16 protein-coding genes are annotated in these 16,552 nt (G+C 57.8%); 10 read left to right on the top strand and 6 right to left on the bottom strand.

The features are described 5' to 3' along the window. Positions 1–163: 163 nt before the first annotated feature. From Q0802_RS04930 to Q0802_RS04890, 9 genes are all read left to right on the top strand, one after another. Positions 164–835, top strand: a complete 672-nt coding sequence (locus Q0802_RS04930) for a response regulator transcription factor (RefSeq protein ID WP_298914426.1) — start codon at positions 164–166, stop codon at positions 833–835. A 251-nt stretch (positions 836–1,086) separates the two neighbouring features. After that, complete coding sequence (locus tag Q0802_RS04925; RefSeq protein WP_298914423.1) at positions 1,087–1,845, top strand: IclR family transcriptional regulator; 759 nt, start codon at positions 1,087–1,089, stop codon at positions 1,843–1,845. Positions 1,846–1,929: 84 nt separating this feature from the next. Further along, positions 1,930–3,330 carry a selenium-binding protein SBP56-related protein gene (locus Q0802_RS04920; protein WP_298914420.1) on the top strand — a complete coding sequence of 467 codons (1,401 nt, stop codon included), beginning with the start codon at positions 1,930–1,932 and terminating at the stop codon, positions 3,328–3,330. Between the two features lie 3 nt (positions 3,331–3,333). After that, positions 3,334–4,002, top strand: coding sequence for a hypothetical protein (locus Q0802_RS04915; protein WP_298914417.1), 669 nt, complete (start codon positions 3,334–3,336; stop codon positions 4,000–4,002). 243 nt (positions 4,003–4,245) lie between these two features. Further along, positions 4,246–5,148 (top strand): metal ABC transporter substrate-binding protein, encoded by a 903-nt coding sequence (locus Q0802_RS04910; RefSeq protein WP_298914414.1) that lies wholly within the window; start codon positions 4,246–4,248, stop codon positions 5,146–5,148. Positions 5,149–5,226: 78 nt separating this feature from the next. After that, positions 5,227–6,126, top strand: coding sequence for a manganese/iron ABC transporter ATP-binding protein (locus tag Q0802_RS04905; RefSeq protein WP_298914410.1), 900 nt, complete (start codon positions 5,227–5,229; stop codon positions 6,124–6,126). Continuing rightward, a complete protein-coding gene (locus Q0802_RS04900) occupies positions 6,123–7,007 on the top strand; it encodes a metal ABC transporter permease (protein ID WP_298914409.1) in 885 nt (294 codons plus the stop codon). The genes Q0802_RS04905 and Q0802_RS04900 overlap by 4 nt, the downstream gene beginning before the upstream one ends. 5 nt (positions 7,008–7,012) lie before the next feature. After that, positions 7,013–7,864, top strand: coding sequence for a metal ABC transporter permease (locus Q0802_RS04895; RefSeq protein WP_298915276.1), 852 nt, complete (start codon positions 7,013–7,015; stop codon positions 7,862–7,864). A gap of 84 nt (positions 7,865–7,948) precedes the next feature. Beyond that, on the top strand, positions 7,949–9,130 hold the full coding sequence (locus Q0802_RS04890; RefSeq protein WP_298914406.1) for a phytanoyl-CoA dioxygenase family protein: 1,182 nt from the start codon (positions 7,949–7,951) through the stop codon (positions 9,128–9,130). A gap of 34 nt (positions 9,131–9,164) precedes the next feature. Here the strand turns inward: Q0802_RS04890 and Q0802_RS04885 are convergent, their stop codons facing one another. From Q0802_RS04885 to Q0802_RS04875, 3 genes are all read right to left on the bottom strand, one after another. Next, positions 9,165–9,944, bottom strand: coding sequence for an ATP-binding cassette domain-containing protein (locus Q0802_RS04885; protein ID WP_298914403.1), 780 nt, complete (start codon positions 9,942–9,944; stop codon positions 9,165–9,167). Between the two features lies 1 nt (position 9,945). Next, positions 9,946–11,058, bottom strand: a complete 1,113-nt coding sequence (locus Q0802_RS04880) for an ABC transporter permease (protein ID WP_298914400.1) — start codon at positions 11,056–11,058, stop codon at positions 9,946–9,948. Positions 11,059–11,138: 80 nt separating this feature from the next. Beyond that, a complete protein-coding gene (locus Q0802_RS04875) occupies positions 11,139–12,089 on the bottom strand; it encodes a sugar ABC transporter substrate-binding protein (protein ID WP_298915273.1) in 951 nt (316 codons plus the stop codon). A gap of 187 nt (positions 12,090–12,276) precedes the next feature. On the opposite strand from Q0802_RS04875, the gene Q0802_RS04870 reads away from it, so the two are divergent. Then, positions 12,277–13,275: a LacI family DNA-binding transcriptional regulator gene (locus tag Q0802_RS04870; protein ID WP_298914397.1), complete on the top strand. Its 999-nt coding sequence runs from the start codon at positions 12,277–12,279 to the stop codon at positions 13,273–13,275. Here Q0802_RS04870 and Q0802_RS04865 read toward each other — a convergent pair whose 3' ends face one another. Genes Q0802_RS04865 through Q0802_RS04855 form a run of 3 tightly spaced genes read right to left on the bottom strand, consistent with a single transcriptional unit; the run spans position 13,276 to position 16,464 of the window. Beyond that, entirely contained in the window at positions 13,276–14,433 is a 1,158-nt protein-coding gene (locus tag Q0802_RS04865) for a Gfo/Idh/MocA family oxidoreductase (protein WP_298914394.1), read from the bottom strand. Positions 14,434–14,445: 12 nt separating this feature from the next. Beyond that, positions 14,446–15,339, bottom strand: a complete 894-nt coding sequence (locus Q0802_RS04860) for a TIM barrel protein (protein WP_298914391.1) — start codon at positions 15,337–15,339, stop codon at positions 14,446–14,448. Between the two features lie 21 nt (positions 15,340–15,360). Then, the gene (locus Q0802_RS04855) at positions 15,361–16,464 is read right to left on the bottom strand and encodes a Gfo/Idh/MocA family oxidoreductase (RefSeq protein WP_298914388.1); all 1,104 of its coding nucleotides are present in this window, start codon (positions 16,462–16,464) and stop codon (positions 15,361–15,363) included. Between the last annotated feature and the right edge of the window lie 88 nt (positions 16,465–16,552).

Below are 16,552 nucleotides of genomic sequence, written 5' to 3'. Positions count from 1 at the left end.
AACGGCGGGCTGGATTTCATACCGAATTCATGGAGCCTGCAACACCCATCAGGAACGTTGTGCAAAAATAACTTGGAAAAGATGGAATAACCCGCTGTTTGATCCGTTTGCCTTGTTGAAGACGCTCAATGTGCGTCAAATACATGGCAAGAGGACACATGATATGAACATCCTGTTGGTTGAAGATGAAATGCGGGTCGCCGATTTTGTCCGGCGTGGTCTGAAGGCGGAAGGCTGGGTGGTTGAGCATGCCGGCGACGGCGAAACCGGATTGGAGATTCTGCAGGACCGTGAGTTCGACGTGGTGATCCTCGATCTGATGCTCCCCGGGATCACCGGTCAAAAGGTCTGCCAAAAAATGCGGGCGCGCGGCATCGTGACACCCGTGCTCATGCTGACCGCATTAGATAGCACGGATGAACGGGTCGCTGGGTTGCGTTTGGGCGCAGATGACTATCTGCCGAAACCCTTTGATTTTGAGGAATTAATTGCACGTGTTCACGCTCTGCATCGCCGCGCTATTGGTTACGCGTGCAATGACGATGACGGTAAACTGCGATACCAAGGTATCATCTACGACAGTTCCGCCATGGTCCTTACGGTCGACGAAGTTGTGGTCGAGCTCTCCGCCAAGGAACGCGATTTGATAGCGATCTTAATGGCCAGCCGGAACAAAGCGCTCAGCCGGGAACGCATCTTGAACTCCGTTTGGGGTACCCACGAGGATCCCATGACGAATGTGGTAGATGTGTACATCGGTCGCTTACGCAAAAAGCTTGGCCCCTACGGCAAGTTGATTACCACAGTCCGCGGTGCCGGTTATCGATTTGGATAGACGGAGCCCAATGCGCCCAACCGCAGAGCCCCCCCGGAGAAACGAAATCGTATCGCAGGGTCTCTCCCTATCAGGGGATTCCCCGGTTTAGATGGCTGACACCTCCCTCCCTCGGGCCGTCATCCGAACACAGTACGCATGACGTGAAGCAACCGCTTGACCTCCCTTCTCATCGAAATCCGGAAAAGTTCTTGCTTTGCTATTAAAGTTTCTCATAATTTGAGATAGAGTCTCATAAATCGAGAGCCTGTATGCATCTGGATCGCCTGATCAATCTTCTTGAAATCGTCGCGGTAGCTGGCCGCCCGGTATCGGTGCCAGAAATTCAAAAGGCGACTGGCTTGCCCAAACCGACCTGCTACCGGCTGATCCAGTCATTGCAGGACCAGCGGTTGCTGGATCAACCCGCGGAAGACGGCAGGTTTGTCATCGGCGAGCGGATGATCCGCATCTCGCTCCTGGGGAAGTCTGACATTGATGTCCGCAGATGTGCCGCACCACTTTTAAAGGCCGCCACCAACAGCTTTAATGAGACCGTGTTCCTCGCCCGTTTTCGCGGCGGCAAGGTGGAGATCATCCACGTCGAGACACCGGGTGATCCCGGCCGGGCCTTCATCCATCCGGGGCTTGGCGAACGCCCCATGCACGCCTGTTCTTGCTCAAAGGCAATCGCGGCATTTGCCGAGCCCGAGTTTCAGGAGAGCATTCTGACGCGTAGCCTGAAAGCCTATACCGAGCATACCAAGGTCACCAAGGCCGATCTGCGCGCTGAATTTTCCCAGATTGTGGCGCAGGGATTTGCAGATTGTGATCAGGAAATTGACCTTGGTATCGCAAGTGTCGCCGCACCCGTTTCCATCGGGAATATCGGCGCGATTTTCAGCGTCGGCGCGGTCGGTCCGATCCGCCGTTTTGAAAGAGACTACCGTCACGAGATCGGCCGCAAGCTGACCGGCCTTTCAGACAAAATCAGCGGTGCCATCCAACTGTGCAATGTCGCGGAGGTGTAACCCCATTCACAATTTCAGGCTCATCTGGGCTCAATAAAAAAAGACCGCAAAAGCGGATGACATTTTCCACAAGGGAGGAAAGAAATGAACTTACGACCTGATCCGACATTTCACGCATCGCCAAAGCTTGCGATGCAGGCACCTGTCGAAAACTATGCCTTCACGGTCATGCTCAGCCCCGATGGCTCGCAGTCTGACGGTATCGCGGTCATCGACCTCAAACCCGATTCTGAAACTTACGGCCAGATCGTTCACCAGGTTATCGTGCCCAACAAAGGCGACGAATTTCACCACTTTGGGTGGAATGCCTGTTCCTCTTCGCTGTCCCCGCTATCCGGTCACGCGTTTCTGGAAAGGCGCTACCTGATTGTGCCCGGCATCAGATCTTCGCGCATCTATGTGATTGATGTCAAAGAACCGCTGAAAGCGCACATCCACAAGACGATCGAACCCGAAGAACTGTTTGCTAAGACCGGCTATTCGCGCCCGCATACGATCCATTGTGGCCCCGAAGGCATCTATGTGTCTTGCCTGGGTGGCGGGGGCGCGGATGGCACCGACGGCCCACCAGGCATTTTCATCATGGATTGCGAGACCTTCGACATCATCGGTCGCTACGAGATGGATCGCGGTAAGCAGGACAAGCACTATGATTTCTGGTGGAACCTGCCGCAGGACTACATGGTCAGTTCAGAATGGGGCCTGCCGCCACAGTTCGAAAATGGTATCGTGCCGGAGGATCTACTCTCCAATAAATACGGCCATTCCATCCATTTCTGGGATCTGCGGGCGCGCAAGAATATCCAGACCATGGATTTTGGCGAAAACTACCAGATGGCGCTGGAAATCAGGCCCGCTCACGACCCAACCAAATCCTATGGGTTCTGCGGCGTGGTGGTGGATACCACCAACCTGCAAGGGGCCATTTTCACCTGGTGGCGGGATGAAAACGGGACATGGCAATCGAAAAAGACCATCACCATCGACCCGCGCCCCGAAAAGCCGGAAAACCTGCCCCCGCTCCTGCAAGGGTTTGAGGCTGTTCCCCCGCTGGTCACTGACATCGACCTCAGCCTTGATGACAAATACCTCTATGTGGCTTGCTGGGGCCTCGGCGAGATGCATCAATATGATGTCAGCGATCCGATGAATCCGGTGCTTGCGGGCAAGGTCGAAGTGGGCGGCATCGCGCGCGGCACCAAACACCCCAACGGAAAGGATTTTGCTTACGGTCCCCAGATGGTTGAGATCAGCCGGGACGGCAAGCGGGTCTACTGGACCAACTCGCTCTATTCCACCTGGGATGATCAATTCTACCCGAATGACGCAGGCGGGCAGATGGTCATGGCGCGGGTTGGCGAGAATGGTGGGTTTGAGCTCGACAAGGATTTCTACATCGATTTCCCGGAAGGGCTCCGGTCGCATCAGATCCGTCTGGAAGGCGGCGATTGCTCCACCGACAGTTTCTGCTACCCGTCGGTCTAGCAGGTGTCTGACCTGAACACCGTGGCGGCCCTTTGGTGGGCCGTCATTTTTTCGGGCCTCTATCACGGGCTCAATCCCGGTATGGGATGGCCGTTGGCCGTTTCCGCGGCCCTGATGGAGCGCAGGCATCAGGCCCTTCCCAAGGCCTTTGCCCTGCTGGCCACGGGCCACTTTCTGGCGATGATCGGTATACTGCTGCCATTCTCACTCATGTTTTTTCTGGTCGAACTTGAGCTCGAAATCCGTGTTGGCGCGGGGTTGATCGTCGTTGCGATGGGCATTTACTTGCTGATCAACCGGCGTCACCCCAAGTATCTTGCGCGCATCCACCCCGCCCGCCTGACGCTCTGGTCATTTCTGGCCGCAATGGCGCATGGCGCGGGCTTGATGCTGGTGCCCATCTTTTTGGGTATCTGTGCAATCGGGGCCGAAGAAACTGGCCATCTTGCGGCTCAGGCCTTGATGGGAGCCAATGTGATGACCGCCTTTAATGTCGCCGCGGTTCATACACTTTCCATGACCGTTGCAGGCAGTGTGATCGCAACCATCATCTACTTTTGGCTGGGTTTGAAATTCCTGTCGAAAACCTGGTTCAACCTCGATCTGGTTTGGGCGCTTAGTCTTATCGCGGTCGGTCTGTTCGGTCTCTACTCAGCATATTTTGGTCATTGAAAGGCCCCTAAGAGGGCGAAACGCCAAAGCCGTGGGCCTGATCATGTGCAGGTCAATCGCTGCTCCACGCGTCTGACTTTCAAGATCATACAATCCTCAAAGAGGTTGGATTTCTATCAAAACCGGCTCCTGAAAACGCATTTCACGGAAATTTTAATTGCGAATAATTCGCAATTACATTGACAGTTGCGAGTGATTTGCATTTACAGAGATAAGCCGAACCATTCCTTGAGGGAGTTCCCTATGTTGCCGAAACTGATGCAGGCCATGTCCGCAACGGTTGTCACCATGTTGCTTGCGACACATGCCATGGCAGATGGCAAGATGAAGGTGGTGACGACCTTCACTGTTCTGGCTGATATGGCGGCCAATGTTGCCGGTGACGCAGCAGAAGTCGTTTCAATCACAAAACCCGGTGCCGAGATCCATGGCTATGAACCGACGCCCCAAGACATCGTTCGGGCCTATGATGCCGATCTCATTTTGTGGAATGGCATGAACCTTGAACTCTGGTTTGAACAATTTCTGACCAATCTGAAGGATGTTCCGGCGGCAACGCTGACAGAGGGGATTGATCCAATCCCGATCGCCAAAGGAAGTTATGAGGGAAAACCGAACCCACACGCATGGATGGGGCTTGATAACGCCCTGATCTATATTGATAATATCGTCTCCGCATTCATTGCCCAGGACCCAAAAAACGAGGCCATCTATGTTGCGAACGCCGCGCGCTACAAGGAAGAACTGCGCGCGACAATTGAACCTTTGCGCGCATCTATCGCCGCCATTCCAGCTGACAAACGCTGGCTGGTAACCTGCGAAGGCGCCTTCAGCTACCTCGCACGTGATTTCGGCATGAACGAGCTATACCTTTGGCCGATGAATGCCGATCAGGTTGGCACGCCGCAGCAGGTCCGTGCCGTTATTGATGGCGTCCGGGAAAACGAAATCCCGGTGGTCTTTTGTGAAAGCACGGTAAACACAGCGCCTGCCGAACAGGTCGCGCGCGAAACAGGTGTGGCATACGGGGGGGTCCTCTACGTCGATTCCCTGAGCGAAGCAGGCGGAGAGGTGCCAACCTATCTTGACCTCTTGCGCGTTACATCAAGCACCATAGCGACAGGGCTGTCATTGGCCACGAACTGATGCGTTGCAGGTTTCGCCAAGCGGCCTGGTTGGGTGGGACAAAAACGGGAGACCCCTCTCCCAAATGAGGACGAAAAGATGCGCGATGATCATATAGTGCCTGAAAGCGCGCCGCCGGAAAAGCAGTCCGGCGAGGGCCTGAAAGCGCGAGATGTCACGGTCACATATCGCAATGGCCACACCGCTTTGTGGAATGCCAGTTTCGAAATCCCGCGCGGCACGGTTACGGCGCTGGTGGGCGTGAACGGAGCCGGAAAATCCACCCTCTTCAAGGCGATCATGGGCTTTGTTCCGGCCTCTCGCGGAGAGATCAGCATTCTCGGTCACCAAGTGCGGGACGCCCTGAGCCAAAACCTCGTTGCCTATGTGCCCCAATCCGAAGAGGTCGACTGGGCGTTTCCGGTGCTCGTGGAAGACGTTGTGATGATGGGCCGCTATGGTCATATGGGTTTCCTGCGCCGGCCCAAACCGGCCGATCACGCCGCGGTCGATCAGGCCCTGGCGCGGGTCAACATGCAGGATTTCCGCCATCGTCAGATTGGCGAGCTATCGGGTGGTCAGCGCAAACGGGTGTTTCTGGCGCGGGCTCTGGCGCAGGACGGTCAGGTGATCTTGCTGGATGAACCTTTTACCGGTGTCGACGTGAAAACCGAAGAACAGATTGTGGCCCTCCTGCGTGAACTTCGCGCTGAGGGCCGCGTCATGCTGGTCTCCACCCATAACCTGGGGTCCGTGCCCGAATTCTGCGACCGGACTGTTCTGGTCAAGGGTACGGTTCTGAGCTACGGCCCCACCGAAACCACCTTCACCCGAGAAAACCTCGAAGCCGCCTTTGGTGGCGTGCTGCGTCATTTCACCCTCGGCGGCGATACGCTGCACGACGACGAGGACGCCCGCGAAGTCACAATCTTCACCGATGACGAGCGGCCCTTCGTGCAATATGGCGACAAGACCCAGCGCACGGATCAGCAATCATGATCGGCACGTTGCTTGAACCCTTCGCCTATGGATACATGACCAATGCCATGTGGGTCTCTGCCCTTGTAGGTGGGGTCTGTGCCTTTCTGTCCTCATACCTGATGCTCAAGGGCTGGTCGCTGATCGGCGATGCCCTGTCCCATTCGGTGGTTCCCGGTGTGGCCGGTGCCTATATCCTTGGCCTGCCCTTCGCGCTTGGGGCTTTCATCGCGGGCGGGCTAGCCGCCGGCGCGATGTTGTTTCTGTCCGAACGCTCCGGCCTCAAGGTCGATGTGATCATCGGGCTGATCTTCACATCTTTTTTCGGACTGGGCCTCTTCATCATCTCGATCAACCCCACTTCCGTATCCATCCAGACCATCACCATGGGCAACATTCTGGCGATCACACCTGAGGACACGCTGCAACTGGCGATCATCGGATTTGTGTCCCTCGCGATCCTCTTTGCCAAGTGGAGAGACCTGATGGTCACATTCTTTGATGAGAGCCACGCACGCACCATCGGGTTGCGCCCGCGCCTGTTGAAAGCGATCTTCTTTATCCTGCTGTCAGCGTCAGTTGTCGCCGCCATGCAAACCGTGGGCGCGTTTCTTGTGATCGCCATGGTCGTCACGCCCGGTGCGACGGCCTATTTGCTCTGTGACCGGTTCCCCAGGCTGATCGTTACATCCGTGATCATCGGTTCGGTCACCAGCTTTGCCGGTGCCTACATCAGTTACTTCCTTGACGGCGCCACCGGCGGCATCATCGTCACCCTGCAAACGCTCATCTTCCTTTTGGCCTTTGTATTTGCGCCCAAACACGGGCTGCTTGCCGCACGACACCGGGCCAAAAGCGCGCTCCGACCGGGGCCAGATGCGTCGACTCAGGAGGCCCTGTAATGGACATGGACACCCTTTTGCTGCCCTTCCGCTTTGAGTTCATGCAAAACGCTTTTCTGATCTCGATCATCGTCTCTGTTCCCACGGCACTCCTGTCGTGTTTCCTGGTGATGAAGGGGTGGGCGTTGATGGGCGACGCGGTCAGCCATGCGGTCCTGCCGGGCATTGTTCTGGCTTATATCCTGGGCATCCCCCTGATCATCGGGGCCTTCGCGGCGGGCATGACCTGCGCCATCGCAACGGGGTATCTTTCCAACAACAGCCGGGTAAAACAGGATACTGTCATGGGTGTTGTCTTCTCGGGCATGTTCGGAATCGGGATCGTGCTCTATGTCTCTGTCGAGACCAACGCCCATCTTGATCACATCCTTTTCGGCAACATGCTGGGTGTCGAGGCGCATGAACTCTGGACCGCCGGGATCATTTCAGCGAGCGTTGGGCTGATGCTGGCCTTGAAGTGGAAAGACTGGCTGCTGCACAGTTTCGATCCTGCTCAGGCGCAAGCCTCCGGTCTCTGGGTCACCTGGTTGCACTACGGCCTTCTTGCCGCCCTCTCCCTGACCATTGTTGCGACCTTGTCGGCAGCGGGCCTGATCCTGGCGATCGGATTGCTGATTGCGCCTGGCGCCATCGCCTTCCTGATCGTACGCCAGTTCTCCACGATGCTATGGGTCTCAGTGTTGGTCTGCATGGTCTCGATGCTGCTGGGCACCTATGCCAGCTTCTTTCTCGACAGCGCCCCCGCACCAACCATTGTTCTGATCCTGACCGGGTTGTTTATCCTGGCCTTTTTGCGACGGCAGATGGTGACCCGGCGTATGTCCATGAAGCGGGTCGAGAGCTCTTCGCACAGCTGATCCACCAGGCACCAAAGCCTGCCCAGAAACCGGTTCTGGAATGTCATGCCGGTCCGCGATACCCTGTTTCAGGGAGGCACCGAAATGAAAGATCACACCAACCTGCCAAGCGGCTATTATGCGGCCGATGCATGCGATCTAAGCGCATTCCTCGACGCGCTGGACCGTGAAACGCGCAGCGAGGACGTCGCTTTTGCGGCGGACATTCAGAACAACGTCCCCCTTTATGACGCCTCCCGCATTCGTCCGCAGGTGGAAGACCCGGCGCGCCGCCGCGATCTCATGAGAGAATGGGCCTGGGTGCTGATGTCCGGGCCCGGCGTTGTCGCGTTGAAGGGGGCATATGCGGACACCTCTGTGCTGGACGAGGCGACAGTCGTTTATGAACGGATCATCGCGGAAGAAAAAGCCGCCAAAGGATCGGGGGGCGATCACTTCGCCGCTGCGGGGGCCAATGATCGCGTCTGGAACGCCCAGCAAAAACTCTGTGAGCAGGCACCGGACGTCTATCTTCGGTACTTCGCGAATACGATGATTGACGCGGTGAGCGAAGCGTGGCTGGGTCCGAACTATCAAATGACCGCTCAGGTTAATCTGGTGCATCCGGGCGGCGGTGCCCAACAGGCCCACCGGGACTATCATCTGGGTTTTCAAACCGAAGAAATCAGCGCCAGCTACCCCGCACATGTGCATGCTTTGTCGCCCGTTCTGACATTGCAGGGGGCAATTGCCCATTGTGACATGCCCCTCGAAAGCGGCCCGACCAAGCTGCTGCCGTTCTCCCAGACCTATCTGCCGGGATATGCTGCCTGGCGGCGCAGTGATTTCCGAGACGTGTTCGAAGAACGCTACATCCAACTCCCCCTGTCAAAGGGGGATGTCGTGTTCTTCAACCCTGCGCTTTTCCACGCAGCCGGGGCAAACACCAGCAAGGACATCGGTCGCATGGCCAATCTCCTGCAAGTGTCTTCGGCCTTCGGGCGGGCCATGGAAACTCTTGACCGGAGAGGGATGTGCAAAACGCTCTATCCTTTCGCGGTGCGGGCGCAGCGAACCGGCACCTTGAATAATGCAGAGATGTCGGCGGCTCTGGCGGCGACGGCGGAAGGGTATTCCTTCCCCACGAACCTCGACCGCGACCCACCGATAGGGGGTTTGGCACCCGAGACGCAGAAAGCACTCTTCCTTCGCGCCCTGTCAGAAAATATGTCAGAATCCGACTTTTCGGATCACCTTGATGCGATGGCGGCACGCCAGTCGGCCTGACGCCATCCCGGGGGAGGGTCTGTCTCTTGCGCGGCTAGACCGTCCCGCCAAGGCTCCCTTCCAGAGTGGCCATTTCCTGCCCCCCGGCCATCATGTCCTGCAACTCTTCCGGTGTGATCTCTCCGCGCTCCGCCGTGCCGAGAGTTTTGCCCCTGTTGAGCACGGTAAAGCGGTCCCCCACCGCCATGGCGTGGCGCACGTTATGGGTGATGAACACCACGGCAATCCCCTGCTTGCGCACCTTGTCTATGGTGGCCAGAACATTGGAGGTCTGGCGCACACCGAGGGCCGAGGTCGGCTCATCGAGGATGAGCACCTTGGCACCGAAATGGACCGCACGCGCAATGGCCACGGTCTGCCGCTCACCACCCGATAACGTGCCCACCGCCTGATCGGGCCCGCGCAGGTTGATGCCCATTGTGCGCATCTCCGCCATGGTGACCCTGTTGGCGTAATCATGATCAAAAAAGTTGATGCCCGCGATCTTCTTCAACGGCTCGTTGCCCATGAAGAAATTCCGACTGACCGACATCAGCGGGATCATCGCGAGGTGCTGGTGGACCGTTGCGATACCGGCCGCAATCGCATCCCGCGGGTCGGCGAAATCAAGCGGCTTGCCTTCGAAAACGATCTCGCCCGCGGTTGGCTTGTGGACGCCGGACATGGTCTTGATGAATGTCGATTTTCCAGCACCGTTGTCACCAAGCAGGCAGTGACATTCGCCAGCAAAAATATCCACGGACACACCGGCGAGCGCAATCACGCTGCCGAAGTGCTTTTCGATGTTTTTCATCTGGATGATTGCATCGGCCATATCAGCGTTCCCCCGTGATGATGCGACGAATGTACGTATTCAGGATCACCGCGAAGAGCAGGATCACCCCCAGGAACACCCGGAAAAGCGAGCTTTCCACCCCGGCAAAGAACAGGCCCTGTTGCACCACGCCGAAAATCAAAGCGCCCAGAGCGGCACCGATGACGGAGCCATATCCGCCGGTCAGCAAGGCCCCACCGATCACAACCGCGATGATGGCTTCGAACTCCTTGAGAAGCCCTCGGTCGGCCCCCGCCGATCCGAATTCCATCACCTGACAGACTGCAAAAACCGTGGCGCAGAAAGCCGTGAACATGAACATCATGATCTTGACCTTGTTCACCGGCACCCCGGAATTGCGCGCGGCTTCGGCGTCGCCACCCGAGGCAAATACCCAGTTGCCAAATCTTGTGCGCGTCAGCAGGATATGGCCAAAAACGATCAGAATAATCGCCCAGACGATCAGCATCGGAATACCGTCAACCACCGGTTCACCCGCGCGCGTACCGCGCTCGAAGACACCGATAATGCCCATATCTCCAAGCCATTGAAAGATGGGCTGACCGATCTTGCCGCCAAAGAATGGTGCCAACCAGTCGCCTTCAGCCGCATCGCGAATGCCGCCAATGATGGTTTTACGTTCGATCGTCTGTGGGATGTAGATTGTAAAACCACGCAGGATAAACAGGAACGCCAGCGTCACGATAAAACTGGGCAGTCCGGTTCGGACCACGATCCAGCCGTTCAGCGCGCCCAAGGCGCAACAGATGGCAAAGGTGATGATGATGGCGATCCACATTGGCCAGGCAAGGACGACGCCGAAAACGGCGATCATCATGCCGGCAAAACCGATCATCGATCCAACGCTGAGGTCGAACTCTCCGCAGATCATCAGCAGGCACGCACCCACGGCGATGATCATGAATTGCGCCGATACGATGGTCCAGTTCATCACGCCCTGGCTGTTGAACATCCCGCTGTCAAAAGCAAAAAGCGCAAAAAGCGTAAACACGGCAAAGGTGCCAACGATGCCGCCAAGTTCAGGGCGGATCAGGGCACGGCGAAATGCCGAAATCTCTTTAATCCGTTCGTCTGTCTGCGTGGTCTCTGCCATAACGTGTCCTTCAGCGTGCAGAAGTTGAAAAAAAGGGCGGCCCTCTTCTTGAGAAAGCCGCCCCTGTTACGGTCGTGAGATCAGCGGTATTCGCCGGCGAACTCTTCAACTTTCGTAAGGGCGTCTTTGGTCACAAAGCCGGGTCCGGAGTTGATGTTGTTGCCAGGCAGAACACCATAGCGGTCCCAGTTGGCCAGGATCACAACGGGCATATACGCCTGAAGGAACGGCTGCTGGTCGATACCCCAGTTGATCGTACCATCCTTGATGCCTTTGACGATTTCCTCACCCAGGTCAAAGGTGCCGAAGTGGATCGCACCGGCCATGCCGTTTTCCTTCAGCGCCGCAATCGTCGGGTCGGCGGAAACTGGGCCAAGCGTCAGGATGCCGTCCACACCGGGATTGGCAGACAGATAGGCCAGAACCTTGTTCTTGATTTCCGACGGGTCGGTGCCGCTGTCCATCATGGCATCGCCCAGATCAATCCCCAGGCCATCGGCGTATCCGCGGCAACGCTCACCAACCGTTGGTTGCTGGATCGCATGGTTCACGCACAGAAACTTGGTCACACCCTCGCCTGCCGCTCTTTGCCCGGCCGCAAACCCTGCGTCATACTCTGGCTGACCAACATACATTAGAGCACCGATTTCGCGCGCCTGCTCCGGTGTGCCGGTGTTCATGATGATGACGTCGATCCCCTGATCGACCGCTGCAGTGATTGGCCCTTTGAGAACGTCAAAATCCGCAAGCGTGGTGATGATACCATCCGGCTGGCTGGCTGCTGCCTGCTCGATAATCCGAGCCATATCCGCGATATCACCGGTCGGCGGGTTGCGATACTCAACCTCCGCACCAACCTGTTCACCGGCCAACGCGATGCCGTTCTTGATCGTGTTCCACCAGCTGTCGCTGTCAGGGGCGTGGCTGACCAGAATGTACTTCTCGCCTTCCGCCGACGCTGTCTGCGCGGTCACAAAGGATGCAGCGGCAATCGCGGTCGCGAGCGCCAGTTTCTTCATCATTGACATTATAAATTCCTCCCAAGGATTCACCGTTCTCATGGCAAAAGAGTGGCTTTGGCCACCTCTCCGACTCGACTTAAGCACATGAAGCACTTCTTTGCAACCGGTTGCAAAATATGCGATCATTTTTCATACTGCTCGAAAGTGACACCTGCGATAAAAGATCAGACATCGCGAAAATCTGGACGACAGCCCTATGGCCATCACATTGAAAGAGGTTGCGAAGCGCGCCGGGGTCTCGCGCTCCGCCGTGTCCAGAACGTTCACAGATGGCGCATCGGTTTCCGAGAAAATGCGGCGCAAGGTCGAAAAGGCCGCCCGCGATCTGGGGTACAGTCCAAATGCACTTGCCTCTTCTTTGACAACCGGACGCACCAAACTCATCGGGCTGGTTTCCAACAACTTTCACAACCCGATCTTCCTGCAGGTTTTTGACCTTTTCACCCGGGGATTGCAGGATCGGGGATTGCGCCCCCTGCTGGTCAACCTCTCGGATGAAACCGATCCGGAGGCATCTGTCCGGATGTTGCGTCAGTATTCCGTGGACGGCGTCGTGGTGGCGTCGTCAACCCTGTCACCCGATTTCGCCAAAGCGTTTCGCGATGCGGGCGTGCCGGTCGTGCACAGTTTCGGGCGTTCCACAAGCGCGCCACAGGTCCATGTCGTGGGGATCGACAACGTGGAATGCGGGCGGATGGCCGCACGGACATTGCTAGCGCGCGGCTACAAGGACATCGCCTTTCTGGGCGGGCCTGAATCCGCCACATCCACGCAGGACAGGTACAAGGGGTTCTTTCAGGAGCTTGCCACCGCGCCGGATATAAATCTGTCCCATTCCTTTGCGGAGCAATATTCGTTTGACGCAGGCCGCAAGGAAATGCTGCGCCTGCTCCGCGATCACCCCGCCGAAGCCTATTTCTGCGGTGATGATGTTTTATCCATTGGCGTGCTTTCGGCCATCAAGGACAGCGGGTTGCGGGTCCCGGAAGACATCGGGATCATCGGGTTGAACGACATGGAAATGGCCCGATGGCAGAATATTGATCTCACCACGATCCATCAACCGATCCGTCAGATTGTCACATCCTCAATCGAACTGATGGTGGCCATGCTGGACGAACCCGACCGCTACCCCGAGGGCAGAGTGTTTCCCTGTTCGATCGTTGAGCGGGGCACATTGCGCCCCGCCCCGTAGCTACCGATACATCGGCGGGCGTGCATCGACCCACGCACCATCGCCTTTCCCGCTTTCCGCCACCGCGAAAACGGCAGCCATGGACCGCAACCCGTCGCTTGCACGTGGATAAAGATCAGCGGCAGGATCCATCGCGCGGCCTTCTTTCTCGGCGCGGATCGCTTCGGCCAGATCGGCGTAGATATTCGCGAAAGCCAGCGGCATACCCTCTGCGTGACCCACCGTGACACGGCTCGTACGATCCGCTTCGGGGCTGAGCCCACCCGCGCCGCGTTCGATGACTTCGAGCCGCCCGTTCAGGGGCATCCAGTAAAGCTGGTTGGGGTGTTCCTGCGACCAGCGCAAGCCGCCCTTTTCGCCGAAGACCTGCAATGTCAGCCCGTGCTGGCGACCCAGCGCCACAGATGACGTCCAGAGCCGCCCGACAGCGCCCCCATCAAAGCGCAGGTTGACCATCGCATCGTCTTCCAACACGCGACTGGCAATACAGCTCACCGTATCCGCCGACAGGCGCGTGGCTTCCTGACCGATCACGAAACTGGCCATGTGCAGAGCATGGATGCCGCAATCCGCAAACTGTGCGGACACGCCCGCCTGCGCCGGATCGTAGCGCCAGCGCACACGCGGATTGTCGGCATCCGCGGCATCTGCATGATGCCCATGGGCAAACTCGGCCTTGACCAGACGGATGCCGCCCAGATCGCCCCGCGCCACCATCGCCTTCATGTGACGCACGAGGCTGTAGCCGGAATAGCCGTAGTTCACCGCGCAAATGCGACCGGAACTTTCCGACAGGCGCACGATCTCCTCACCTTCAGCGACCGTCATCGTCATGGGTTTCTCGCAGAGCACGTGAAAACCCGCTTCCAGAAAGGCTTTGGTGATCTCAAAATGTGTCGCATTGGGCGTGGCCACGGTCACCAGATCAACCCGGTCGTCACGCGCCGCCTCACCCGCCAGCATCTCGCGCCAGTCGCCATAGGCGCGATCTGCATCCAGCCCCAATCGCTGACCATAGGCGCGCCCTTGCTCCGCCCGGTGGTCCAGCGCGCCTGCGGCAAATTCAAAAGCCCCGTCGAGGCCCGCCCCAAGACGGTGTGCCGGGCCAATCTGGCTGCCTTCTCCGCCGCCTATCATGCCCCATTTCAGCTTAGCCATGATGTTTGCCCTCTACTTAAAGCCAATGGATTCAAGGTATTCCCGGTTTGCCCGCGCATCCCCGACAGGATCGGGATCAAGCGTGGGGTCGCAGTCCTGCTCAACCGTGCACCAGCCCTCAAAACCGGCGTCCAGCAGTACCTGGCGCACGGCGGGGAAATCCACGTCCCCCTGCCCCAGATTGCAGAAAATACCCTGCCCGCAGGCATCATAAAACCCGGTCCGTTTGGCGATCACATCGGCTTTGACCACAGGATCAATGTCCTTGAAATGCATATAGGAAATGCGCCCTATATGCCGCTTCATGAAGGCCACCGGATCAAAACCCGCATAGGAATGATGCCCGGTGTCAAAGCAGATTTTGAGTATGCGCTCGTCGACCTCATCCAGCAGGCGCTCCAACTCGGGTTCAAAATCCATGAAGCCCGCCGCATGGGCGTGAATGCCCACCGTCAGCCCATAGTCTTCGGCACCCATCTTGGCGATGGTGGCGATCCGGTCGCGGTAGGCCGCCCATTCCGCCGCATCCATCTGTTCGGCTTCCTGCGCCCGCCCGGCCGTGGGCGCGCGGCGCTCTGAAATGGAATCGATCAGCACCAGATGCTGCGCCCCATGGGCCGACAGCGCCTTGCAGGTGCGCACCGACCCGTCCAGCACATCCTCCCAGGCATCCGGGTCATGAAAGGGCCGGAACACCACGCCGCCGATCAGTTCCAGATCATGCGCGGCCAGCGCCTCCCCCAGCACGGTGGGCTCTTCCGGCATGAAGCCGACTGGGCCAAGCTCAATGCCCTTGTAACCCGCCTCGGCGCAGTCCTTCAGGACGGATTGCCAGGTGGGATTGCGGGCATCGTCCGCAAATTCCACGCCCCATGAACAGGGGGCGTTACCAATACGAAGTGTCATGGGTTTTTGCCTTTCCCAAACTCAGAATTCAGAGATGTCTTTCCAGTTTTTATCGCGCGAGGACGCCATGGCCGCCGCGATCACGCGATTCACCTCCATCCCGTCTTCAAAAGCGGGCCAGATGTTCTGGCCGGTCTCGATGGCGCGCAGAAAATCCCGCGCCTCAATGATGATCTGGTCCTGATAACCGGTGCCATGCCCCGGCCCCTGACAAAAGGGCTCGTAGTCCGGATGCGCAGGCCCTGTGAGAATTTTTGCGAACCCGCGCGTGGCGTCATCACCGTCCATCTTGTAAAGCCAAAGCGCATTCTGATCTTCCTGATCAAAACGGATCGCGCCTTTTGTTCCCGTGATTTCATAGGCATAGCCCATCTTTCGCCCCGTCGCGATGCGGCTGAAATACATCTGCCCCATGGCCCCGTTGGCAAAGCGGCACATCATCTGCGCATGATCATCATTGGTCACAGTCCCGCCCGGACGCGCGGAATGAACGGTTTCCACCTCCGCGATCAGCTTCTCAATTGGCCCCAGCAGTGCCAGTGCCGCGTTGATCATATGCGGCGCAAGATCACCCATGGTCCCGTTGGCATCCCCTTGCGTGCGCCAGGACACAGGGCTCTCCGGATCGGCATAGAAATCTTCGGTATGCTCGCCGCGAAACCAGGTGATATCCCCGATCTCGCCTTGCGCGATCAATTGACGCGCAAACTGGCTCGCCGGTGTCCGGATATAGTTGAAGCCCACCATGTTGGGCACGCCCGCACGCTCCGCCGCCGCGACCATCGCACGGCTGTCTGCCAGCGACGCGCCCAGCGGCTTTTCGCATAACACCGGCTTGCCCAACGCAAAGGCTGCCTCGGCGATCTCGCGGTGCAAGTCCTGCGGTGTTGCGATGACAATGGCCTCAACGCCTGCGTCATTCACCAGCACGCGCCAGTCATCTGTCGCCCGCGCAAACCCGTAAGCTTTGCGGTATTTCTCCGCAGATTCAGGCGTGCTGGCGCAGATCATCTCCAGCCTGGGCCGGAGCTTCGCGTCAAAGACAGCACCCACGGCGGACATGGCGACAGAATGCGCCTTGCCCATGTAGCCACCCCCAAGAATGCCAATGCCAATCTCTGCCACGTCCCGCCACCTTTGCGAATTTCCGTTTGCAACCGGTTGCAAAATTAGTATCGTGGGATTCTGAACTGCGCAAGACGCGAAATGAGCA

The sequence above is a fragment of the uncultured Roseobacter sp. genome (assembly GCF_947495275.1).
Lineage (GTDB): Bacteria > Pseudomonadota > Alphaproteobacteria > Rhodobacterales > Rhodobacteraceae > Roseobacter.
This window is presented reverse-complemented; position numbering and strand designations above follow the sequence as displayed.